The following is a 20,586-nucleotide window of genomic DNA, read 5'->3' as shown; positions in this document are numbered from 1 at the left end:
TGTGACGTCAACAACTGTTGGTCAACATCTGTTGACTTGAATGTCAAGCAGGCGTACATATAAGACATCCACGAGTGAGGGGAGGCCGGTCATGGCCACACAAGCAGTCGCCCCGGCGCCTGAAACGACATCCCTGTGGCGCACTGCGCGCGCGGTTCTCGCGCTGCCGGTCACCGTGACGGTTCTGATTCCGCTGGTGATCCTCTACGGGTCCGGTATCCAGGTGCCGTCGTGGATGTCGGATCAGATGTCGATGACGGCGACGGTGATCGGGACCCTGCTGGTGGCCGCCGGCCTGTTCCTGGTGGCGCGCACCGTCATGCTCTTTCATCAGACCGGCAAGGGTTCCCTGGCGCCCTTCGATCCGCCGGTGCGTCTCGTCGTGCGCGGCCCGTACCGCCACATGCGCAACCCCATGATCACCGGCGTCATCGCCATCCTGTTGGGTGAAGCGTTCGCGGTGAACTCCGTTGGTTTGCTGATCTACGCGGCCGCTTTCGTGGCCATCAACGCGATCTACTTCCCGCTGGTCGAGGAGCGCGGCCTGTTGCGGCGATTCGGCCGCGACTACGCCGAGTATGCGCAGCACGTACCGCGGTGGCTGCCGCGGCTGCGCCCGTGGACGCAGCCCGAGGGCGCGCGCTAAGGCGCCTCGCAATCGCAGTCGCAGTCCAGGTAGGCCTGGATGGTCGGTGCGATGAGGTCGATGATCTGTTCGTGCGTCATCGCGGGCACGTTTCCGAGTCGGATGACGTAACGGCACATCGCCAAACCGATCATTTGGGTACCGATCAGCGCCGCGCGTTCCATGGCCCGATCCGCGGTCAATGATTCGATGACCGGAACCATCTGGCAGCTGAAAATCTCCTCCATGCGTGCCCGTGCGGACTCGTGGGACACCGCGGCCCGAAGCAACGCGACCATGGTGTCGTCGGCTTCCCATTGGGTGAGGAAGTGCTGGACCATGCTCGCTCCGAGCTGATCGCGCGGAATCTCAGCTAGATCGTCGGGAAAATGTATGTCGAAGTTGGCCGCAGCGGTGAACAGCTTGGCCTTGTTGCCGTAGTACCGCATGACCAGGGATGGGTCGATGCCCGCGGTTGCCGCGATAGCCCGTATGGTTGCCTTCTCGTAGCCGACGCCCGCGAAGTGTTCCTGGGCGGCCTCGAGGATGGCCGCGCGAGTGGCGTCCGATCGCCGAGGTTCGGTAGACATGCGCTGAGCTTAGGCCAACGGATGTTGACATTTGCAGAGCCCTCGCGTGTTGCTATGCGGAATGGGCGAGCTCTCTCGATATGCTATCGAACAACTGTTCTACGGCGAGAGGGCTGGCGCGTGCGAGTGATGGGAGTCGACCCGGGACTCACCCGGTGTGGTCTGTCCATGGTCGAGGCCTCCTCGGGTCGCAAGGTGGTGGCCCTGGATGTCGACGTCGTGCGCACCCCGGCCAATCAGCCTCTCCCGCAACGGCTTTTGGCGATCAGCGAGGTCGTAGAGCATTGGATGGACACCCACCGTCCCGACGTGGTGGCCATCGAGCGCGTCTTCGCTCAGCAGAACGTGTCGACCGTGATGGGTACCGCCCAGGCGGGCGGAATAGTTGCGCTCAGTGCCGCAAAGCGGGGTATCGAGGTGTATTTCCACACCCCGTCGGAGGTCAAGGCGGCCGTCACCGGCAACGGCCGGGCAGATAAATCCCAGGTGACCGCGATGATCACACGCATCCTGCAGCTGCAGACGGCGCCGAAGCCCGCCGACGCGGCCGACGCCCTGGCCCTGGCAATCTGTCACTGCTGGCGTGCGCCCATGCTGGCGAGAATGGCGAAAGCGGAGGCCGCCGCCGAAGAGCAGCGGAAAGCCTTCGCGGCCCGGATGAAGGCGGTAGCCCGATGATTGCTTCGGTCAATGGCGAGGTCATCGACATCGCGCTCGATCACGTGGTAATCGAGGCCGCTGGCGTCGGATACCGCGTCAACGCCACCCCCGCCACACTGTCGACGCTACGGCGCGGCGCCCAGGTGCGGCTGATCACGGCGATGATCGTGCGCGAGGACTCGATGACGTTGTACGGCTTCACCGATACCGATGCGCGCGACCTGTTCCTGACGCTGCTCGGGGTCTCCGGTGTGGGGCCCAAGATCGCGATGGCCACGCTCGCGGTCTACGACGCGTCGGCCCTGCGCCAGGCGCTGGCCGATGGCGATGTCAATGCGCTGACCCGGGTGCCCGGGATCGGCAAGCGCGGCGCCGAGCGCATGGTGCTCGAGCTGCGCGAGAAGGTGGCGGCAGCCCCCGGTGGCACTACCGAGCTGGGCCGGGGTACCGCATCCCTGGTGCGCACCCAGGTCGTCGAGGCGCTCATCGGCCTCGGATTCGCCGCCAAACAAGCCGAACAGGCCACCGATACCGTTCTGGCTCAAGACAATTCCGAGGGAGACACCTCGACCGTGCTGCGGTCGGCGCTGACATTGCTGGGTAAAACACGGTGAGCCGCTTCGACGAGCTTGACGGCGCGGAGGACGACTTCGACGCCGGTCCCGAGATGTCAGGAGCGCTCACGGTCGGTGAGAACGACATCGACGCCGGACTTCGGCCCAAGTCGCTGCGGGAGTTCATCGGCCAGCCGCGCGTGCGTGAGCAACTGGATCTAGTGCTGTCCGGTGCGAAGAATCGCGGTGGTACTCCCGATCACATACTGCTATCCGGGCCGCCTGGGCTGGGGAAGACCTCGCTGGCGATGATCATCGCCGCCGAACTGGGGTCCTCGTTGCGGGTCACCTCGGGCCCGGCGCTGGAGCGGGCGGGTGACCTGGCGGCGATGCTGAGCAATCTCGTCGAAAACGATGTGCTCTTCATCGACGAGATTCACCGCATCGCCCGGCCCGCCGAGGAAATGCTGTACCTGGCGATGGAGGACTTCCGGGTCGACATTGTCGTCGGCAAGGGTCCCGGCGCTACCTCAATTCCTCTGGAGGTGGCGCCCTTCACGTTGGTCGGCGCGACAACCCGTTCGGGATCTCTGACCGGGCCGCTGCGGGATCGCTTCGGATTCACGGCGCACATGGACTTCTACGAGTCCGAAGAGCTCGAGCTGGTGCTGGCCCGATCGGCGGGAATCCTCGGCATTGAGTTGGGAGTCGACGCGGGCGTGGAGATCGCCCGGCGTTCGCGCGGCACCCCGCGCATCGCCAACCGATTGTTGCGCCGGGTCCGTGACTATGCGGAAGTGCGTGCCGACGGCGTCATCACCGTGGACGTCGCGAAGTCTGCTCTAGAGGTCTACGACGTCGACGAACTCGGGCTGGATCGCCTGGACCGGGCCGTGCTTTCCGCGCTGACCCGCAGCTTCGGCGGCGGGCCGGTGGGCTTGTCGACCTTGGCGGTGGCCGTCGGGGAGGAGTCGACGACCGTCGAAGAGGTATGCGAGCCGTTTCTGGTGCGTGCCGGGATGCTCGCGCGAACGCCGCGCGGGCGGGTGGCCACGGCGTTGGCGTGGACGCACCTGGGTCTTACCCCGCCGCCGCAAGTGCTGGGGCAGGCCGGGCTGTTCGATTGAGAGGACGCTTGAGTCCAGGACGCGCAGGTCCGGGGTTCGCGTCAATTCCACAGAGTCGGATGGCACACTGGTGACTTGTCGCGTGCTTGTTTCACGCAGACCCTGCCTGACCTCGTGAAGACCCAACGGAAAGAATCCCGAAAGCCGCCATGGAATCGATCATCGTCTTTTTGCCGCTCATCCTCGTTATGGGCGCGTTCCTCTTCTTCGCGAACCGGCGGCAGCGCAAAGCTCTGGACGCCACCATCGAGCTGCACGAGTCGCTGGCGATCGGTGATCGGGTGCACACCACCTCCGGCCTGCAGGGCACCATCGCCGCCGTCACCGACGACACCGTGGACCTGGAAATTGCGCCGGGTGTCGTGACGCGCTGGATGAAGCTCGCGATCCGCGACAAGATCGTCGACGAGGCCGAGGACGCCGATGACACCGCTGGCGAGGCGTCGCGCGACGTCGAGAGCTCCGGGGTCGAGCTGACCAAGGAGTAACGGCTCCGCCGCTACTCAACCCTGAAAGCCTCCCGACCCGCCCTCGACAAGCAAGGAGACCGGACACGTGGCCTCGCCATCGGCCCCTGTGCACCCCGCGCGTTATCTAGCTGCCTTCCTGGTATTGCTGATTGGCGCTTACCTGCTGGTGTTCCTGACCGGCGACAAGCACGCCAAACCCAAGCTCGGTATCGACCTGCAGGGCGGAACCCGCGTCACGCTGACGGCGCGCACCCCTGACGGTTCCAAGCCGACCAAGGAAGCACTGACGCAGGCGCAGCAGATCATCAACGCGCGCGTCAACGGACTCGGCGTCTCCGGGTCCGAGGTCATCATCGATGGCGACAACCTCGTCATCACGGTGCCGGGTAATGACGGCAGCGAGGCCCGCAACCTCGGTCAGACCGCCAAGCTCTACATTCGGCCCGTCATTCAGATGGTGCCGGCGCAGCCCAGGGAGAATCCCCAGGCCGGGGCCCCACAGGGCGGTCAGCCGGGCGGCGCTGGCCAGGAGGCGACACCACCGGAGCCCGGTGGTGGGAAGCCCGCACCCGCGGCGCCTTCTCCGAAACCGCAGCCGCGTCCGTACCCGGCGCAAACCACCACGATGCCGCCACCTCCGCCGCCCGCACCGGCGACGCAGCCCGCGACGCCGAATGCCACAACGTCTCCGGCCGCTCCTCCCGCCGATCTGCCGCCCAAGCCGGGAAGCGGTGAGGAACGCAAGCAGCTGATCGACTTCGAGAAGCAGATCAGACAGAGCGAGGATCCGCGGATCCAGATGCTGGCCCTCCAGGTCCAGTCCTCGCGCTGCTTCGACCCCGATGACCCGCTCGCGGGCAACGACGATCCGAACCTTCCCTTGGTCACCTGCGGTGACGACAGCCAGGGCGGCAAGGCCGCCTACCTGCTGGACAAGTCGATCATCAGCGGGGAAGAGATCAAGGACGCCAGTTCTGGACTCGACCAGCAGCGCGGCATCTACGTGGTGAGCATGGAATTCAAGCCCACCGGCGCGAAGATCTGGGCGGACTACACCTCTGCGCATTGGCAGCAGGGCACCCAAACGGCATTCACGTTGGACTCCAAGGTGATCAGTGCTCCGGCCATCCGCGAACCCATCCCGGGCGGCAAGACCGAAATCAGCGGGCAGTTCACGTCCGACTCGGCCAAGCAGCTCGCCGCGGCGCTCAAGTACGGCTCACTGCCACTGTCGTTTGAATCGTCCGATGCCGAAACCGTTTCGGCCACACTCGGATTGACCTCGCTCAGGGCCGGACTGATCGCGGGCGCCATCGGATTGGCGATCGTGCTGCTGTACTCACTGATCTATTACCGGGTGCTCGGCGTCCTGACCGCGCTGTCCCTCGTCGCCTCCGGCGCCATGGTGTTCGCCATCCTGGTCCTGCTGGGCCGGTACATCTCGTACACCCTGGACCTGGCCGGCATCGCCGGTTTGATCATCGGCATCGGTACCACCGCCGACTCCTTCGTGGTGTTCTTCGAGCGCATCAAAGATGAGATACGAGAAGGGCGTTCCTACCGTTCGGCGGTGCCGCGCGGTTGGGCTCGTGCCCGTAAGACGATCCTGTCGGGTAACGCGGTGACCCTGCTGGCCGCCGTGGTGCTCTACGCGCTCGCCATCGGGCAGGTGAAGGGCTTCGCGTTCACCCTGGGCCTCACCACCATCCTCGATGTCGTGGTGGTGTTCCTGGTGACGTGGCCGCTTGTCTACCTGTCCTCCAAGTCCGCGACCCTGTCCAAGCCCGTGTACAACGGGCTTGGCGCGGTCCAGCAGATTGCCCGCGAACGTAAGGCGGCGGCACACGCATGAGCACCAGCAACGACACCGTGAGCAACGGCAACGGGACCGAAAAGGACGTCGTGGACGGCACGGAGAAGGCCACCGCAACGGATGCTAAGTCCAGCGCAGTGGAAACCATCACTGCGGCACCAGAACACGGGTTCTTCTATCGCCTGTACACCGGAACCGGTGCCGTCGACGTCGTGGGCAAGCGCACCCTGTGGTTCGCGATCAGTGGCGCGTTCATGGTGATCGCGATCTTGTCGATCGCGATCAAGGGATTCGTCTTCGGTATCGACTTCGAGGGCGGCACCAAGGTGTCGTTCCCGAAGGGCGAGGCCACCGTCCAGCAGACCGAGGACGTCTTCAGTCAAACACTGGGCCGCGACGCCGAATCGATCGTCGTCACCGGAACCGGTGACTCGGCCTCCATTCAGATTCGCACCGAGACACTCGACAACGAGGAATCGGCGAAGCTCCACAAGGCGCTCTTCGACCGGTTCGCGCCCAAGGGATCTGACGGCAAGCCGTCCATCAACGCCATCAGCGATTCGGCCGTATCGGAGACGTGGGGAGGGCAGATCACCAACAAGGCGCTGTGGGCGCTGGGTGTGTTCCTGGTGCTGTCCGGTATCTACATCGCCGTACGTTACGAGCGCTACATGGCCATTGCCGCACTGGCCGCGCTGGTGTTCGACCTGCTGGTCACCGCGGGTGTGTACTCGCTGGTGGGCTTCGAGGTCACCCCGGCGACAGTGATCGGTCTGCTCACGATCCTCGGATTCTCCTTGTACGACACCGTGATCGTGTTCGACAAGGTCGAGGAAAATACGCACGGATTCCAGCACACGTCGCGGCGCACCTTCGCCGAACACGCCAACCTGGCCGTGAACCAGACCTTCATGCGCTCCATCAACACCAGCCTCATCTCGGTGATCCCGGTGCTCTCGCTCATCGTGGTGGCCATCTGGCTGCTGGGTGTGGGCACTCTGAAAGACCTTGCGCTGGTTCAGCTTGTCGGCATCCTGGTGGGCACGTATTCGTCCATCTTCTTCGCGACCCCACTGTTGGTGGCATTGCGTGAGCGCACCGAGCTGGTGGCGAGCCACACCAAGAAGGTGCTGAGCCGCCGCAAGCCGGACGCCGCGCCCCTTGCCGATACCGGCTCGGGAACCAAGACGGTCAAGGCAGCGGCATCGGCTACCTCCGACACCTCGACGACCACGGTGCGACCCGCGAAACCCAGGCCCGGCGCCCGCCCTCAAGGTAAGCGGAACGTACGGCGGCACTGATGGATTCACGCAGTCCAGCACGGACCGGGGCAAGACGGATCGCTCGAATCGGCGCCATCGCGACCACGGTGCTACTCGCGGCGGGGTTGCTGACCTCGTGTTGGACCTCGGCGGCTAAAACGCTCGACTACGCCGTCGATGGCCGCCTCACGACGTACAACGTCAACAGTGTCGCGGGGAATGCCTCGGCGGGAGCGCAGGCCTTCAATCGAGTGCTCACCGGGTTCGGCTTCCACGGACCGGACGGTCAGGTGATCGCTGACCACGATTTCGGCAGCGTCGAGGTCGTCGGCCGCATTCCGTTGGTGCTCGACTACACCATCAACGAAAAGGCCGTCTACTCCGACGGCAAGCCGGTGACCTGTGAAGACATGGTGCTGTCCTGGTTCGCGCAATCCGGCAGGCTGCCCGACTTCGATGCGGCAAGCACCGCGGGATACGCCGACATCTCCACGGTGGATTGCAAGCCCGGGCAGAAGACCGCCCGGGTGACCTTCGCGCCGGATCGAGCCTTCACCGACTGGACCCAGCTGTTCGCCGCCACCACGATGTTGCCGTGGCATGTGATCGCCGACAAGCTCGGCGGGGGCGTGGACCTGATTGGCGCCATCTCCGCCAATGACATTCCGACACTGCAGAAGATCGCCGAGTTCTGGAACAACCAGTGGAATCTCGGCTCCGATCTGGACCTCTCGAAGTTCCCCTCGTCGGGGCCCTACAAGCTCGACGGATACAACGACGACGGTTCGGTTGTGCTTGTCGCCAACGACAAGTGGTGGGGGAGCCCGCCGGTGACCAAGCGGGTCACGGTGTGGCCCAGCGGGATCGACGTGCAAAAGCGGCTGTCCGACGGTGATCTCGAGGTTGTCGACGTCGCGGCCGGATCAGCCGGGACGCTCACCGCACCTGACGGGTTCGCGCGTACCGAGGAACCCGGTTCCGGTGTGGAACAACTCATCTTCGGCGCCGGGGGATCGGTCGGAGCTCCCGACCTGCGCCGCGCGGTCGCGCTGTGCACGCCGCGTGATGCCATCGCGGGAATCGCCGGGGTGCCGGTGATGAATGCGCGACTGGATACCAGCATCGGGGACTCGTTCGCCTCGGTGGAGGCCGCCGCCGAAGCGGGACGGTTCATGCGTTCGGACCCCGTCGCGGCCCGTGCTGCCGCGGCCAATCGTCCGCTGACAGTCCGGGTGGGGTACCAGGCGCCCAACCCGCGCCGCGCGGCCATCGTGTCCGCCATGGCGCAGGCCTGCGAACCCGCCGGAATCACCGTGCAGGACGTCAGCTCGCCCGAGATCACCCCACAGTCGTTGCGGAACAATCAGATTGATGCGCTGCTCAGCTCCATCGGCGGAGCCCCCGGAAGTGGGTCGACGGGTTCGTGGCTCATGGATGCGTACGCCCTGCGTTCCCGCGAGGGGAAGAACCCGGCGAACTACGCCAACGGCCAGATCGACGGCATCATCGCTGCCTTGGCGGTGACCACCAACGCCAGGGATCAGAGCAGGTTGCTCGCCGATGCTTCGGCGATTCTGTGGAATGACCTGCCGACACTGCCGCTGTACCGGCAACCGCGCGTGCTGATCGCCCCCAAGACGATGTACGCCGCCACCCCGAGCGTCACCCGATGGGGTACCGGCTGGAACATGGATCGTTGGGTGCTGCCCGCGTGACCTCGGCCGACGCCGTGACGGCGCTCATCGACGGGCTGACCCGGAAGGTCGCCGACTTCCCCGAACCCGGGGTCCAGTTCAAGGATCTGACGCCGTTGTTCGCCGACGCCGATGGCCTCTCACAGGTCACCGATGCGTTGGCGCAGGCGGCCTCGGGTGCCACGCTCATCGCCGGTATCGACGCCCGGGGCTTCCTCCTCGGCGCGGCCGTGGCGATCCGCCTCGGGGTGGGCGTCCTGGCGGTGCGCAAGGCCGGAAAGTTGCCACCTCCGGTGCATTCCCAAACCTATGAACTCGAGTACGGCACCGCGGCGCTGGAGATTCCCGCTGACGGGGTGGACCTGACCGGCCACCGCGTGGCGATCATCGACGATGTGCTGGCCACCGGGGGCACGCTCGCGGCGACGGTGAAGCTCTTGAGCACCGCGGGAGCAGAGGTCGTCAGCGCCGGTGTTGTTCTGGAACTCGCTGATCTGGGCGGCCGTGCGGTCGTGGCGCCGCTGCCATTAACTGCGCTCCGTGTGATCTGAGCGTTAATCTAGGCGGTAGGAGGTGAACCGTGGCTGACGAGCAAGCGCCCAGCGAGAATCAGGTCGCGGTCGAATCCCTGCCTGTCGTGAGCGATCCAGCCACACCGACCTCGGATTCGCTGCGGGTCAGCGGCACCATGAGTGCGTCGCGCCGGGTGCGGGCCCGGCTGGCCCGCCGGATGACAGCCCAGCGTGGCGCCGTCAGCCCGGTCCTGGAACCACTGCTTGCCGTCCATCGCGAGTTCTACCCCAAGGCCGACCGTTCGGTGCTGCAGCGCGCGTATGAGGTGGCAGAGAGCCGGCACGCCGAACAGTTCCGCAAGTCGGGCGATCCCTACATCACCCACCCGATCGCTGTGGCCAACATCCTGGCGGAGCTGGGTATGGACACCACCACATTGGTCGCCGCGATCCTGCACGACACCGTCGAGGACACCGGCTACAGCCTGGAGCAGCTGACCACCGAATTCGGCACCGAAGTCGCCCACCTGGTCGACGGCGTGACCAAGCTCGACAAAGTGGTGCTGGGCAACGCGGCCGAGGGCGAAACCATCCGCAAGATGATCATCGCGATGGCGCGCGACCCCCGGGTGCTGGTGATCAAGGTCGCCGACCGGCTGCACAACATGCGCACCATGCGGTTCCTGCCGCCGGAGAAGCAGGCGCGCAAGGCCCGCGAGACGCTCGAAGTCATTGCGCCACTGGCGCATCGCCTGGGTATGGCAACGGTCAAGTGGGAGCTCGAAGATCTGTCCTTCGCGATTCTGCACCCCAAGAAGTACGAGGAGATCGTGCGGCTGGTCGCCGACCGGGCACCGTCGCGCGACACGTATCTGGCCAAGGTACGCGCGGAAATCGTTGCCACGCTGAATGGTTCGCGAATCAGCGCCACCGTTGAGGGGCGCCCCAAGCATTACTGGTCGATCTATCAGAAGATGATCGTCAAGGGCCGTGACTTCGACGATATCCACGACCTGGTGGGTGTCCGGATTCTGTGCGACGAGATCCGTGACTGCTACGCCGCGGTCGGCGTGGTGCACTCCCTGTGGCAGCCGATGGCGGGCCGGTTCAAGGATTACATCGCCCAGCCGCGTTTCGGTGTCTACCAGTCCCTGCACACCACTGTCGTGGGCCCCGAAGGGAAGCCGCTGGAGGTGCAGATCCGTACCCGCGATATGCACCGCACCGCCGAATACGGCATTGCCGCGCACTGGCGGTACAAGGAAGCCAAGGGCCGCAACGCGGTACCGCAGTCTCACGCAGCCGCCGAGATCGACGATATGGCGTGGATGCGTCAGCTACTCGACTGGCAGCGTGAGGCCGCCGACCCGGGCGAGTTCCTGGAATCGTTGCGCTACGACCTGGCGGTGCAGGAGATATTCGTCTTCACCCCCAAGGGTGATGTCATCACCTTGCCCGCCGGATCGACCCCCGTCGACTTCGCGTACGCGGTGCACACCGAAGTGGGGCATCGCTGCATCGGCGCACGGGTCAACGGACGGCTGGTGGCGCTGGAGCGCAAGCTCGAAAACGGGGAAGTGGTGGAGGTCTTCACCTCCAAGGCCGCCAACGCCGGTCCCTCACGTGACTGGCAGACCTTTGTGGTGTCGCCGCGCGCGAAGGCGAAGATCCGGCAGTGGTTCGCCAAGGAGCGCCGCGAAGAGGCGCTCGAGGCCGGTAAGGACGCCATCGCGCGTGAGGTGCGCCGTGGTGGACTTCCGTTGCAGCGTTTGGTTAATGGCGAGGGCATGGCCTCGCTGGCCCGCGAGCTGCGTTACCAGGACACCTCGCAGCTCTACACCGCGGTGGGCGAGGGGCACGTGTCGGCGCGGCATGTCGTGCAGCGCCTGGTCGCTCAGCTCGGTGGTGTGGACAGCGCCGAGGAAGAGCTGGCCGAGCGGTCCACACCGTCGACCATGCCCATTCGGCAGCGGCGTTCCGATGATGTGGGCGTGGCCGTGCCGGGCGCACCGGGTGTGCTGACCAAGCTCGCGAAATGCTGCACCCCGGTACCCGGGGATCAGATCCTCGGATTCGTCACGCGCGGCGGGGGAGTCAGCGTGCACCGCACCGACTGCACCAACGCCGAATCTCTGCAGCAGCAATCGGAACGGATCATCGAAGTGAATTGGGCGCCGTCGGCGTCCTCGGTCTTCCTGGTGGCCATCCAGGTAGAGGCGCTGGACCGGCACCGGTTGCTCTCCGATGTGACGCGTGCCCTGGCCGATGAACGGGTGAACATCCTGTCAGCCTCGGTGACCACCTCGAATGATCGCGTGGCCATCAGTCGATTCACTTTTGAGATGGGCGATCCCAAGCATCTGGGACACGTTCTCAATGTGGTGCGCAACGTCGAGGGCGTCTATGACGTCTATCGGGTGACGTCGGCAGCTTAACCCCGGTCCACCGGCGGCGTCAGGCGGCTAGGCGCCGAATGCCTTGAGCGCGATCCGGGTGGCCGCGGCGATGGTCGGCTTCCCCTGAGTGGACTTCGGATCCTCGGGGACCGTGAGCACCGCGACGACAATCGGCGCACGGCCGGTCGGCCAGATCACCGCGATGTCGTTGGTCTCGCCCTTGAATCCGCTGCCGGTCTTGTCGCCGACCGTCCAGCCGGTCGGGACTCCAGCCCGAATGGACTGGTCGCCGGTGGTGTTGCGCTTCAACCAGTCGGTGAGCAGATCGCGTCCCTGCGCGTCCAGCCCCTCGTCGAGCACCAGTCTGCGCAGATTGGTCACCAGCTGCTGAGGGGTCGAGGTGTCCAGATCACCGTCCGGGATATTCAGCTGATCTTCGGTGCGATCCATGCGAGAGACGTTGTCGCCCAGGCTTCGAACAAACTTCTCCGTCTGCTTGGGACCGCCGAGCTGGGCGATCAACAGGTTGGCGCCGGTGTTGTCGCTGTAGCGGAGGGTCGCATCGCACAGTTCGGAGACGGTCATGCCCTCGGCCACATGCTGGGACGTGACCGGTGCCCACTCCAAGAGGTCGGACTGCGTGTACTGAATCCGCTTGTCCAGCAGCCCCGGTTCACTCAGGCGGCGGTGCAAGATGGCCGACACGATGAAGGTCTTCACCGTCGAGCACATCAGGAAGCGTTCATTGGCCCGGTGGCCCAGGGTGGCGCCCGATCCGGTGTCCAACGCGTACACGCCGACGCGCCCACCGAAATCCTTTTCGAGGGAGGCGAGTTCGGTCGGCGAGGTTGGCTTGTCCTCGCTTCGTGAACAACCAACGGCCACCAGACCGACTGCCGACAATCCACCGACGAGTGCTGTGCGACGCGAGATCATGTCAGTCGAGCTGCAGATCGATGATCTTCACCTCTTGCGCCGGTGCGCCATCGCTCGCGCCACGTGATCCGGGTTTGATCCCGTTCTTGGCGATCTTCGCGAGCGTGTCCATACCGGTCTTGTCGATGGTGCCGAACACGGTGTACTGCGGCGGCAGCTTCGAATCCTTGTAGACCATGAAGAACTGGCTGCCGTTGGTCCCTGGTCCCGCATTGGCCATCGCCAACGTGCCGGCGGGATAGACGACGGCCTGCTGGGCGGCCGGGTCGTCGGCCTTGTACGCGGTGGTTGGGTATTCGTTGTCGAATTCGTATCCCGGACCACCTGAGCCGGTGCCCTTGGGGTCACCGCACTGCAGCACCGAAAGGCCGCCGCTGGTGATCCGGTGGCAGATGGTGTTGTCGAAGTATCCACCCTGCGCCAGGCTGGCGAAGCTGTTCACCGTGCACGGGGCCTTGGCGTTGTCCAGGACCAGGCCGATGTTGCCCTGGCTGGTCTTCACGCTGGCGGTGAGCGTCGGCGGGTCGGTCGGGATCTTGCCGGACCGCGGCATCTGCTTCTCGATGGTCTTGGCGGGCGCGTCGGCCGGCCGGTACTGGCAGTTGGCGCCCACTTCAGCGGACGGTACGAACTTCGGAAGTGCCGGGCCGGTGACGGGAGGCTCGTCGGGCGTCGGCAACGAAGACGTGGGTGGCACATCGACCGTGGAGACCGGGGTGGTGGAGGTGTCCAGAGCCGTATCGGTCTTATCGCTCTTGCTGATGGCCAGCCACGCGGTGATGGCCACCGCGACGACGACGGCGACGACCGCGGCACCGCTGATTGCCCAGATCCGCTGCTTACGGGCGCGCTCTGCACGGTTCTCCAGCTGTCGCTCCAGCTTGCGCTTGGCAGTCTGGCGTCGCTGCTCGTTGGTCGGCACCGGGTTCTCCTTTAGGGCTTCCGTTGAAGAATTTGGGTCGCCAGAGAGTGTGCCAGCCACACCTGAGAGATGGGGCAGGACCCGCCGCCTAAGCTGGTCGGGTGCTGATCACCGGTTTTCCCGCGGGCATGTTCGCCACGAACTGCTATATCGTGGCGCCCCACGAGGGCGGCCCCGCCGTCATCGTCGACCCCGGCCAGGAGGCGATCCCTGGTGTCAAGGAGATCCTCGCCGAGCGCGATCTCACCCCTGAGGCGGTGTTGCTCACCCATGGGCATCTGGACCACACCTGGACCGCGCAGCCGCTCGCCGATGAGTACGGGATTCCCGTTTACATCCACCCCGACGACCGCGTGATGCTCGCCGACCCGCTCGCCGGCATCGGTCCGGGGCTGGCTCAGTTCATCCAGGGCATGGAGTTCACCGAGCCCAAGGAACTTGTCGAGATCGGTGACGGGGACAAGCTCGAGCTCGCCGGGATCACGCTCACCGTCGACCACACGCCGGGGCACACCCGTGGTTCTGTGGTGTTCGGCATCGAGGTCGACAGTGACAACGGACCCATCGACGTGGTGTTCAGCGGCGACACCCTCTTCCAGATGTCGATCGGGCGCACCGATCTGCCCGGTGGGAATCACCAGCAGCTGCTCGATTCGATTGCGGCCAAGCTGCTCACCCGTGACGACTCCACCGTTGTGCTGCCGGGGCACGGTAACGCCACCAGCATCGGCGATGAGCGCCGCGCCAACCCGTTCCTCGAGGGAATCCAGTGAGCGAGAAAACTTTTAGTGCCCCCAAGGGCATTCCGGATTATGTGCCGCCGGACTCCGCGCAGTTCCTGGCGGTCCGTGACGGGCTGCTGGAGCAGGCGCGGCTGGCCGGATACGGCTACATCGAGCTGCCCGTGTTCGAGGACACGGGGCTGTTCGCGCGTGGGGTGGGCGAGTCCACCGACGTGGTGAGTAAGGAGATGTACACCTTCGCCGACCGTGGCGATCGGTCGGTGACCTTGCGTCCGGAGGGCACGGCCTCGGTGATGCGTGCGGTGATCGAGCATGGCCTGGATCGTGGCCAGCTTCCCATGAAACTGCGTTACGCCGGCCCCTTTTTCCGGTACGAGCGACCGCAGGCCGGCCGCTACCGTCAGCTGCAGCAGGTCGGTGTGGAAGCCATCGGCGTCGACGATCCGGCCCTGGACGCCGAGGTGATCGCCATCGCCGACGCCGGGTATCGCTCCCTGGGCCTGACCGGCTTCCGGTTGGAGATCAGCTCGCTGGGCGACGCCTCCTGCCGCCCGCAGTATCGAGAGTTGTTGCAGGAATTCCTCTTCGGCTTGGATCTGGACGACGCGACGCGAGAGCGGGCCCGTATCAATCCCATTCGGGTGCTCGACGACAAGCGCCCCGAGGTGCGGGAGATGACGGCCGATGCGCCACTGATGCTCGACCACCTCTCCGAGGAGTCCAAGGCGCATTTCGATCAGGTTCTGGGCCATTTGGATGCGTTGGGCGTGCAATACGTGGTGAACCCCCGGCTGGTGCGCGGTCTTGACTACTACACCAAAACCACGTTCGAGTTCGTGCATGACGGTCTTGGTGCGCAATCCGGAATCGGTGGCGGTGGGCGCTACGACGGACTGATGGCGCAGCTTGGTGGACAGTCGTTGTCGGGTATCGGATTTGGGCTCGGCGTGGACCGAACCCTGCTGGCTCTGCAGGCCGAGGGTGTGACGGTGGGAGATAGCGGACGCTGCGAGGTGTTCTGCGTGCCCCTGGGGCAGGACGCCAAATCGGCGCTCGTCAAGGTGGCGGCGCAATTGCGCGTCGCGGGTATCCGCACCGATATCGCGTACGGCGACCGCGGGCTCAAGGGAGCGATGCGTGGCGCGGACCGCTCCGGAGCCTCGATTGCGCTGGTCGCTGGGGATCGGGAAATCGGTGAGGGAAACATCGAGCTCAAGACGCTGGCGGACGGAGTTCAGCGGCCCGTGCCGATCGGTTCGATTGTCGACGAAGTAACGGCGCGGCTAGCATCGCGGATATGACACGTATGGGACGTATCACAACAGCTCTGCTCGCCACGGCCGGTACCGCAACGTTGACGCTGTCGTCGATGGCCTTGGCCCCGATGGCGGAGGCGGCACCGCACCAGGTGAAGTATGTGATCAGCTCCGATCGTGACTTCCTGTCGCAGACCCTTGTGCTGCAGAACGAGCCGCCGAGCGCGTCGGCGTATGACTCGGAGTCGAGCAAGTATCTGGTGCGTGCCTCGACCCGCATCGCACCCGATGCTCCATTCGTCGTGGAGACCACGCTGAACGATCCGACTCAGTGGGCATATGTGAGCGCGAGCGCGGCGGCCAAGGCCGTCACCGGCGCACCCGTCTTCCACTGTGAGGTGTACGTGGATGGCGCCCTGGCCACCCAGGCCGATGGCGAAACCGCCGTCACCTGCTCGCTGCGCAAGTGGTAACCCGCTAGCCGGCGAATACGTAGACCCAGGCTGTCGCTCCGGAGCGTAGCGGCACCGAAATGCGTTGGTAGTCATCGACTTCGTACTCATCTGCGGCAGCCAGCTGCTCTGCGGTAATCGAGAAAACCGTGCCAGGGACCTGCGCGGCGGAATCAGCCGACGGTCGCAGGATGGGGTGGCGGTCGCTGCCGCTGGTCGCGATGACATGCGCGTCGGTGATGGTCACGTAGTCCAGATCGAATCCCACGATGGCATCGGCATGTCCGTCCAGTTCCCGCCCGAACGTGGTGCGTTGGACCTCGGCCTGCTGCAGGGTGCCATAGGAGAACAGGAGTTCGGTTGCGGTATCCGTCACGCGGTTAGTCAACCAGGGCATCACGCAGAGCGCATCTGGGTGTTCAGCCGCTGAGGTGCACGACGCCGTCGGGGCCTATCCGCCAGCCGGGGTTATGGGCGATTTCCCAGATCAGTCCGTTGGGGTCCTGAATGTGAGCGTGGAACACGCCGCCGAATTGCCCGGGCTGGGGTGGCTTGAGTACCGTGCCGCCGGCCGCTGCCATAGTGCCCGAGAGTGCGGTCACGTCCTCGGGAGAATCGACGTTGTGGGCCAAAGTGATACCGGAGACTCGCGAATGGTCACCGGGCGCGGCGAGATCTTCGTTGAACTTGTCTGCCAGAAAAAAGCCCAGCAGCTGTCCCGGCGCCGACTGGTAGAAGACGATCTCGCCTTCCACGTCGAGTAGCGGAGTCCAGCCCAACGCGCCATAGAAATGTCGGGTCGCGTCCAGATCCGTTGCGGCAATAGTGACAAAGTGCAACTGCTGCTTCATGAAACCCAGCCTAGTTTTGTGTTCTGACACGGCCAGGGGATTGACAGCGGTATCGAACATATGTTCGCATTGGAGTATGCGGTGGGACGGTCAGACGCTGGCGGCCGACGACGGTGCACTCCCTGGCTTGGAGCGTATCGGTCTGGTGCGCAGCGTCCGTACGCCCGAGTTCGAGGGCATCACCTTTCATGAGGTGTTGTGTAAGTCCGCGCTCAACAAGGTGCCTGCGGTATCGATGCTGCCGTTTCGGTTTACTGTCAACGCGTTTCGCGGATGCGCGCATGCCTGTCGCTACTGTTTCGCGCGTCCGACCCACGAATATCTGGAGTTGGACAGCGGTGCCGACTTTGACAGTCAGATCATCGTGAAGACCAATCTGGTGCCGGTGCTCAGGAAGGAGCTGGGGCGAAAGTCCTGGAATCGTGAGACGGTCGCACTCGGTACCAATACCGATCCCTATCAACGGGCCGAGGGGCGCTATCAGCTGATGCCGGGAGTTATTGCAGCGCTGGCAGATTCGGGAACGCCGGTGTCGATCCTCACCAAGGGCACCCTGTTGCGCAGGGATCTGCCGCTGCTTGCCGAGGCGGCCCAGCAGGTCCCAGTGAGCCTGGGAATATCGCTGGCCATCGGTGACGAGACGCTGCACCACGAGGTTGAACCTGGGGTGCCGACGCCGCAGGCGCGGCTGTCGCTGATCGCCGCGGCGCGTGAGGCCGGGTTTGAACCGCACGTGATGGTGGCGCCGGTGCTCCCGTTCCTCACTGACACGGCGGAGCATCTCGATGACCTATTGGGCCGCATCGCCGATGCCGGTGCCGCTGGTGTCACGGTGTTTCCACTGCACTTGCGCGGGACGACACGCGGCTGGTTCATGTCGTGGGTATCGCAAGCGCACCCCGAGCTCGTCGGTCGATACCGGGAGCTGTATCGCAAGGGTGCGTACGTACCCGCCGAGTACCGGGCGTGGCTGCGTGAGCGTGTCGGGCCATTGGTGCGTAAATACGGGCTGGCATCGCATCGCGAGGAAATCCCAACGAGGCCAACGAAATTGATGCCCGCGCTAGAGCCCACACTGTTCTGACCGCCCCGCCGCAGGGCGGCGGGACTAGTTCAGGTTGTCGGCGTTGAAGGTGTCGCAGGTGCGAAAGTCGCCGGTGTTGTACCCCTGGGTAAACCACCGCTGACGCTGCTCGGATGAGCCATGCGACCACGCCTCGGGGTTGACCCGCCCCGTGGCCCGCTTCTGGATCCGGTCATCGCCCACGGAGGACGCCGCCGACAATGCATCCCGAATGTCTTGCTCCGTCAAGGGTTTCAGGAACGGAACGCCGCTGCCTTCCTGGACCGTGGTCGAGGCATGCTTTGCCCAGACGCCGGCGTAGCAGTCGGCCTGCAACTCGGTGCACACGCCGCCACCTGCTTGCCCCTCGGCGCAACGGTGGTTCTTACCCAGTACGCCGAACAGGTTCTGTACGTGATGCCCGAACTCGTGCGCCACCACGTACTCCTGGGCCAACGGGCCACCGCTGGATCCGAACTGGTCCACCAGCACCTGGAAGAAGCTGGTATCGAAGTACGCGGTTTGGTCGGCGGGGCAGTAGAAGGGGCCAACCTCCGTGGAGGCGGCGCCGCACCCGGTGTTCACCTGACCGCTGAACAGCTTCACGCCCGGCCGTGGGTACTTGGGGCCGAGGATCTGCGTCCACACGGCATCCACCGAGTTCCCGGTGGCGATGATGCGGCAGTCCAACGACTTGTTCGCGTCGGCGCCGGTCTTGCAGTGGCTGAAGTCCTGCGTCTGCTCCTGCGCGGGGCCTGCCTGCTGCTGGCCTTGTTGTTGCAGAACCTGGCTCGGGTCGCCGCCGAGCAGCAACACCACCACCGCGATGAGCAACCCGCCGACGCCACCGCCGATGGCCATCTTGGGGCCGCGCCCCATGCCGCCACCCGAGGTGGTGCTGGTGTCGATCTGCATGCCTTCGTTGAAGGTCATTGGTCTGTCACTCCCGTGTCGTAGCTCTGCCACTCAGCAATCGGCTGCTGCCGGCTGCCGATACCTTTGCATACTCCACAGACGCACGTACCGCTACATGGCGAAGAGTTCATGTCGGGTCCGGGACTTTCCGGCGGGGCCATCGGCTCTGTCACGCTCTTCCGCATTACGATTCGATGCGTGGCCGTTGACGTCGCCCTGCCGACCGTCGTGCGCACGCCGTTGGGGGACCTGCGCGGAACCACCGAAGGCGGTGTTTCGGTCTGGCGCGGGGTGCCGTACGCGCGTCAGCCGGTCGAGCAGCTCCGATTCCTGGCACCTGTCCCATTGGAACCCTGGGACGGCGTACGTGATGCCATCGAGCACGCGCCATTGCCTCCGCAAGGAAAATCGTTCGTGGGCGCCGGCCGGGACGATCCCAAGATTCGCGGCGAAGACTGCCTGACCGTCACGGTCTGGTCGCCGGACATCCACGCAAACCTGCCCGTCATGGTGTGGATTCCGGGGGGAGCCTTTGTGTTCGGCGCCGGGCAGCTGGAGCTGTACAGCGGGGCGCGGCTCGCCGCCAACGGCAACGTCGTCGTCGTCAACGTCACCTACCGGATCGGAGCCCTGGGCGGGCTGGAACTCAGTGCCCTGGGTGAAGGTTTCGACGACAACCTGGCGCTGCGTGATCAAATCGCGGCGCTGACGTGGGTGCGTGACAACATCGCGGCGTTCGGCGGCGACCCCGACCGCGTCACGATCTTCGGCGAGTCGGCCGGGGCGACATCGGTGCTGGCACTGCTGGCGAGTCCGGCGGCAGGGGGTCTGTTCGGGCGTGCCATCGCGCAGAGCCCGGCGTTGCCGCTGATTGCCGACAAGGCCCTGCGGGATCGGCGTGCACATCGATATCTGGAACTGCTCGACGTGACAGATCCCAGCCGGCTCAAGGTCCTGCCGCAACGGGAGCTGCGTCGGGGTGCGGCCAAGTTGCAGATCGAGAGCGCGACCGAGACTCCGGTCCTCGGCTACGGGCTGACGCACGGTACCGATCTGCTGCCGCATCACCCGGTTGAGGCGGCGCGACGCGGCGAGGTGCACCAGGTACCCCTCATCATCGGGTCCAACAGTCACGAGGCGTCGATGTTCGCGCGCGTAAAACCGCCGATGCTGCCCACCACGGAGCCGACCGTCAACGGTTATTTCAACCGGATAGGCCCGGAGTATCAAGACGCGATCATTGCCGCGTACCCGCAGTATCCGAGCCGTGCGGCGCTGGTGGCGGTGGGTTCCGATGCCATGTTCGCCGCGCCCATGTGGGCCTTCGCAGATGCCTATAGCGCCTTTGTCGACACCTATATGTACAGGTTCGATCACACGGCATGGGGTTTACGTCTCCTGGGCCTGGGGGCCACCCACGGCAGCGAAATCGTGCATGTGCACCACAGCTACGGCTCCTTCGTCGGGATGCTGCTGAGCCCACTGGGCGCACGGATGATGCCCTCAGTCGGGCGCCGCATGCAGCGAGCCTGGCTGGATTTCGCCACCGGGGGCAGCCCCGACGACTGGCCGCTCTACGGTGCGGACGGCAGGCGCACCCGAATCATCCGGTCACGTTCCGACGTCACGATCGAAGATCCTGACTCGGTGCGCCGTATCGCCTGGGCTCAGGTGCACTGAGTCTCGACACGGCGCCCCGACAAGGCAACGAACGCGGGCCGCTAGGCTCAAACGTCTAACACTGG

Annotated in this window: 20 protein-coding genes and 1 pseudogene; 15 read left to right on the top strand and 6 right to left on the bottom strand. The window is 65.1% G+C overall.

Features of this window, described 5'->3' with window-relative positions; all coding sequences use genetic code 11:
- Positions 1 to 91 precede the first annotated feature (91 nt).
- Positions 92 to 553: pseudogene (locus tag BB28_RS14130) on the top strand (methyltransferase family protein); the annotation flags it as partial.
- A gap of 89 nt (positions 554 to 642) precedes the next feature.
- On the opposite strand, the gene BB28_RS14125 reads toward BB28_RS14130, so the two are convergent.
- On the bottom strand, positions 643 to 1,215 hold the full coding sequence (locus tag BB28_RS14125; RefSeq protein ID WP_046253951.1) for a TetR/AcrR family transcriptional regulator: 573 nt from the start codon (positions 1,213 to 1,215) through the stop codon (positions 643 to 645).
- 120 nt (positions 1,216 to 1,335) lie between these two features.
- Between BB28_RS14125 and ruvC the strand changes: the two genes are divergently transcribed.
- The 9 genes from ruvC to BB28_RS14080 all read left to right on the top strand — a co-directional run bounded on the left by ruvC (position 1,336) and on the right by BB28_RS14080 (position 11,742).
- Positions 1,336 to 1,893 (top strand): crossover junction endodeoxyribonuclease RuvC, encoded by a 558-nt coding sequence (gene ruvC / locus BB28_RS14120; RefSeq protein ID WP_044103943.1) that lies wholly within the window; start codon positions 1,336 to 1,338, stop codon positions 1,891 to 1,893.
- Positions 1,890 to 2,489 (top strand): Holliday junction branch migration protein RuvA, encoded by a 600-nt coding sequence (ruvA, locus tag BB28_RS14115; RefSeq protein WP_046253950.1) that lies wholly within the window; start codon positions 1,890 to 1,892, stop codon positions 2,487 to 2,489. The genes ruvC and ruvA overlap by 4 nt, the downstream gene beginning before the upstream one ends.
- A gap of 53 nt (positions 2,490 to 2,542) precedes the next feature.
- Positions 2,543 to 3,556: a Holliday junction branch migration DNA helicase RuvB gene (ruvB, locus tag BB28_RS14110; RefSeq protein ID WP_162269719.1), complete on the top strand. Its 1,014-nt coding sequence runs from the start codon at positions 2,543 to 2,545 to the stop codon at positions 3,554 to 3,556.
- 149 nt (positions 3,557 to 3,705) lie between these two features.
- Positions 3,706 to 4,044: a preprotein translocase subunit YajC gene (gene yajC / locus BB28_RS14105; protein ID WP_030093611.1), complete on the top strand. Its 339-nt coding sequence runs from the start codon at positions 3,706 to 3,708 to the stop codon at positions 4,042 to 4,044.
- A 67-nt stretch (positions 4,045 to 4,111) separates the two neighbouring features.
- Positions 4,112 to 5,878 carry a protein translocase subunit SecD gene (gene secD / locus BB28_RS14100; RefSeq protein WP_046253948.1) on the top strand — a complete coding sequence of 589 codons (1,767 nt, stop codon included), beginning with the start codon at positions 4,112 to 4,114 and terminating at the stop codon, positions 5,876 to 5,878.
- Positions 5,875 to 7,140, top strand: coding sequence for a protein translocase subunit SecF (secF, locus tag BB28_RS14095; protein ID WP_046253947.1), 1,266 nt, complete (start codon positions 5,875 to 5,877; stop codon positions 7,138 to 7,140). The genes secD and secF overlap by 4 nt, the downstream gene beginning before the upstream one ends.
- The gene (locus BB28_RS14090; protein WP_046253946.1) at positions 7,140 to 8,816 is read left to right on the top strand and encodes an ABC transporter substrate-binding protein; all 1,677 of its coding nucleotides are present in this window, start codon (positions 7,140 to 7,142) and stop codon (positions 8,814 to 8,816) included. Before secF ends, BB28_RS14090 begins: the two co-directional genes overlap by 1 nt.
- The gene (locus BB28_RS14085) at positions 8,813 to 9,346 is read left to right on the top strand and encodes an adenine phosphoribosyltransferase (RefSeq protein ID WP_046253945.1); all 534 of its coding nucleotides are present in this window, start codon (positions 8,813 to 8,815) and stop codon (positions 9,344 to 9,346) included. The genes BB28_RS14090 and BB28_RS14085 overlap by 4 nt, the downstream gene beginning before the upstream one ends.
- A gap of 29 nt (positions 9,347 to 9,375) precedes the next feature.
- Complete coding sequence (locus tag BB28_RS14080; protein WP_030093606.1) at positions 9,376 to 11,742, top strand: RelA/SpoT family protein; 2,367 nt, start codon at positions 9,376 to 9,378, stop codon at positions 11,740 to 11,742.
- A gap of 27 nt (positions 11,743 to 11,769) precedes the next feature.
- Here the strand turns inward: BB28_RS14080 and blaMAB are convergent, their stop codons facing one another.
- Both blaMAB and BB28_RS14070 read right to left on the bottom strand, forming a co-directional pair.
- A complete protein-coding gene (gene blaMAB / locus BB28_RS14075) occupies positions 11,770 to 12,639 on the bottom strand; it encodes an MAB family class A beta-lactamase (protein WP_046253944.1) in 870 nt (289 codons plus the stop codon).
- A gap of 1 nt (position 12,640) precedes the next feature.
- Positions 12,641 to 13,561, bottom strand: a complete 921-nt coding sequence (locus BB28_RS14070; RefSeq protein WP_046253943.1) for a peptidylprolyl isomerase — start codon at positions 13,559 to 13,561, stop codon at positions 12,641 to 12,643.
- 101 nt (positions 13,562 to 13,662) lie between these two features.
- Here BB28_RS14070 and BB28_RS14065 point away from each other — a divergent pair, with 101 nt between their 5' ends.
- From BB28_RS14065 to BB28_RS14055, 3 genes are read left to right on the top strand one after another with little or no spacing between them, the layout of a single operon-like run.
- The gene (locus BB28_RS14065; RefSeq protein WP_046253942.1) at positions 13,663 to 14,334 is read left to right on the top strand and encodes an MBL fold metallo-hydrolase; all 672 of its coding nucleotides are present in this window, start codon (positions 13,663 to 13,665) and stop codon (positions 14,332 to 14,334) included.
- Positions 14,331 to 15,605, top strand: a complete 1,275-nt coding sequence (gene hisS, locus BB28_RS14060; protein WP_046253941.1) for a histidine--tRNA ligase — start codon at positions 14,331 to 14,333, stop codon at positions 15,603 to 15,605. Before BB28_RS14065 ends, hisS begins: the two co-directional genes overlap by 4 nt.
- A 5-nt stretch (positions 15,606 to 15,610) precedes the next feature.
- The gene (locus tag BB28_RS14055) at positions 15,611 to 16,033 is read left to right on the top strand and encodes a hypothetical protein (RefSeq protein WP_046255831.1); all 423 of its coding nucleotides are present in this window, start codon (positions 15,611 to 15,613) and stop codon (positions 16,031 to 16,033) included.
- A 4-nt stretch (positions 16,034 to 16,037) separates the two neighbouring features.
- On the opposite strand, the gene BB28_RS14050 is transcribed toward BB28_RS14055, so the two are convergent.
- Together BB28_RS14050 and BB28_RS14045 are read right to left on the bottom strand one after the other, a co-directional pair.
- A complete protein-coding gene (locus tag BB28_RS14050) occupies positions 16,038 to 16,388 on the bottom strand; it encodes a gamma-glutamylcyclotransferase family protein (RefSeq protein ID WP_046253940.1) in 351 nt (116 codons plus the stop codon).
- A gap of 43 nt (positions 16,389 to 16,431) precedes the next feature.
- Positions 16,432 to 16,863 (bottom strand): VOC family protein, encoded by a 432-nt coding sequence (locus BB28_RS14045; protein WP_046255830.1) that lies wholly within the window; start codon positions 16,861 to 16,863, stop codon positions 16,432 to 16,434.
- Positions 16,864 to 16,939: 76 nt separating this feature from the next.
- Here BB28_RS14045 and BB28_RS14040 point away from each other — a divergent pair, with 76 nt between their 5' ends.
- Positions 16,940 to 17,947 carry an Rv2578c family radical SAM protein gene (locus tag BB28_RS14040; RefSeq protein ID WP_046253939.1) on the top strand — a complete coding sequence of 336 codons (1,008 nt, stop codon included), beginning with the start codon at positions 16,940 to 16,942 and terminating at the stop codon, positions 17,945 to 17,947.
- A 24-nt stretch (positions 17,948 to 17,971) separates the two neighbouring features.
- Here BB28_RS14040 and ypfJ read toward each other — a convergent pair whose 3' ends face one another.
- Positions 17,972 to 18,859, bottom strand: a complete 888-nt coding sequence (ypfJ, locus tag BB28_RS14035) for a KPN_02809 family neutral zinc metallopeptidase (protein WP_046253938.1) — start codon at positions 18,857 to 18,859, stop codon at positions 17,972 to 17,974.
- Between the two features lie 111 nt (positions 18,860 to 18,970).
- Between ypfJ and BB28_RS14030 the strand changes: the two genes are divergently transcribed.
- Positions 18,971 to 20,521 (top strand): carboxylesterase/lipase family protein, encoded by a 1,551-nt coding sequence (locus BB28_RS14030; RefSeq protein ID WP_225421938.1) that lies wholly within the window; start codon positions 18,971 to 18,973, stop codon positions 20,519 to 20,521.
- The last annotated feature ends 65 nt before the right edge of the window (positions 20,522 to 20,586 follow it).

Origin of the sequence: Mycobacteroides chelonae CCUG 47445 (assembly GCF_001632805.1) — a bacterium.
Taxonomy (GTDB): Bacteria; Actinomycetota; Actinomycetes; order Mycobacteriales; family Mycobacteriaceae; genus Mycobacterium; species Mycobacterium chelonae.
This window is presented reverse-complemented; position numbering and strand designations above follow the sequence as displayed.

Coding starts and splice junctions, on each gene's coding strand:
- secF (WP_046253947.1), top strand. CDS start 5,875: ATGAGCACCAGCAACGACACCGTGAGCAACGGCAACGGGACCGAAAAG.
- BB28_RS14125 (WP_046253951.1), bottom strand. CDS start 1,215: ATGTCTACCGAACCTCGGCGATCGGACGCCACTCGCGCGGCCATCCTC.
- BB28_RS14030 (WP_225421938.1), top strand. CDS start 18,971: ATGTCGGGTCCGGGACTTTCCGGCGGGGCCATCGGCTCTGTCACGCTC.
- BB28_RS14045 (WP_046255830.1), bottom strand. CDS start 16,863: ATGAAGCAGCAGTTGCACTTTGTCACTATTGCCGCAACGGATCTGGAC.
- blaMAB (WP_046253944.1), bottom strand. CDS start 12,639: ATGATCTCGCGTCGCACAGCACTCGTCGGTGGATTGTCGGCAGTCGGT.
- ruvB (WP_162269719.1), top strand. CDS start 2,543: ATGTCAGGAGCGCTCACGGTCGGTGAGAACGACATCGACGCCGGACTT.
- ruvA (WP_046253950.1), top strand. CDS start 1,890: ATGATTGCTTCGGTCAATGGCGAGGTCATCGACATCGCGCTCGATCAC.
- BB28_RS14040 (WP_046253939.1), top strand. CDS start 16,940: ATGCGGTGGGACGGTCAGACGCTGGCGGCCGACGACGGTGCACTCCCT.
- BB28_RS14055 (WP_046255831.1), top strand. CDS start 15,611: ATGGGACGTATCACAACAGCTCTGCTCGCCACGGCCGGTACCGCAACG.
- BB28_RS14090 (WP_046253946.1), top strand. CDS start 7,140: ATGGATTCACGCAGTCCAGCACGGACCGGGGCAAGACGGATCGCTCGA.
- ypfJ (WP_046253938.1), bottom strand. CDS start 18,859: ATGACCTTCAACGAAGGCATGCAGATCGACACCAGCACCACCTCGGGT.
- yajC (WP_030093611.1), top strand. CDS start 3,706: ATGGAATCGATCATCGTCTTTTTGCCGCTCATCCTCGTTATGGGCGCG.